The sequence below is a fragment of the Cupriavidus sp. 01T418 genome, from assembly GCF_056398885.1.
In genome coordinates, this window is sequence record NZ_JBFTQG010000135.1 from 1 (window position 1) to 816 (window position 816).

General features: G+C 58.7%; 1 pseudogene. It reads right to left on the minus strand.

The window, feature by feature from the left end:
- Window positions 1-780, minus strand: a pseudogene (locus AC1DQ3_RS36565) (hypothetical protein); the annotation flags it as partial.
- Window positions 781-816 lie beyond the last annotated feature (36 nt).

The following is an 816-nucleotide window of genomic DNA, read 5'->3' on the forward strand; positions in this document are numbered from 1 at the left end:
TGTGCGCGTAGTAGGCAGCGTGTGCGCGTAGTAGGCAGCGCCCGCGATATTGAAGGTGCCTTGCTGGGAAGGGCTTTCCGGGCATAGGCCGAGAGCCTGGCTGAGCTTGCCGATGACCTTCGCGGAGCACAGGTTGTCCGTAGCGGTCCCGTTGGAGCCAGCGAACCAGCTCTTGCCGTCCACCTGCTCTCCGGTGCCGACCTTGTCTGTCCAGCTGGCGGCTGTGGTCGTCGTGCCAAGACTGCTGAAGCCGCTTAGCTGGTCTCCATCGTAAGAAGAGACACTGGCATTGAATACCAGCGTGTTTAGCGGCGTGCAGTAGTTGGCGGCTGTCAGGGGATCCTTCCAGGCTTCTGTCGTCAGCCCCAGAGCCTGGTCGCGCGTCGCCGGCGTCGCGGAAAACATTGAGTCGGCGTTCGCCCCGGCGAGAAATCGCAGTGATTCCATATAGACTTCCGCCATCGGATTGCCCCATGTCGAGCAATTGCCTTGCTGCGCTGGCTGCCCCAGTGCGTTCTGTCCGCCGGAGAGCGTGATGCCGGTCTGCTGGAAGTTGCAGTTGTCCGACTTGGAGCTGTCCGTCGGATCGAAGTATGTGCCGTCTTTATAGCTGTACCCGTAGATGCGCAGGTGATTGATATTCCAGACGATGCCTTTGACGGATGTATTGAAGGTGCCATCCGTGGAATTTATTTCCGAATTGAAATCCTGCGGGTTGCGTCTTAGTACACCACCGGAGATATTCCGGTCGTACGTCCCGGTCATCAGGCCGAAGAGCATGGATCCGCTGATGCCGCTGTATGTGTGCAACAAACC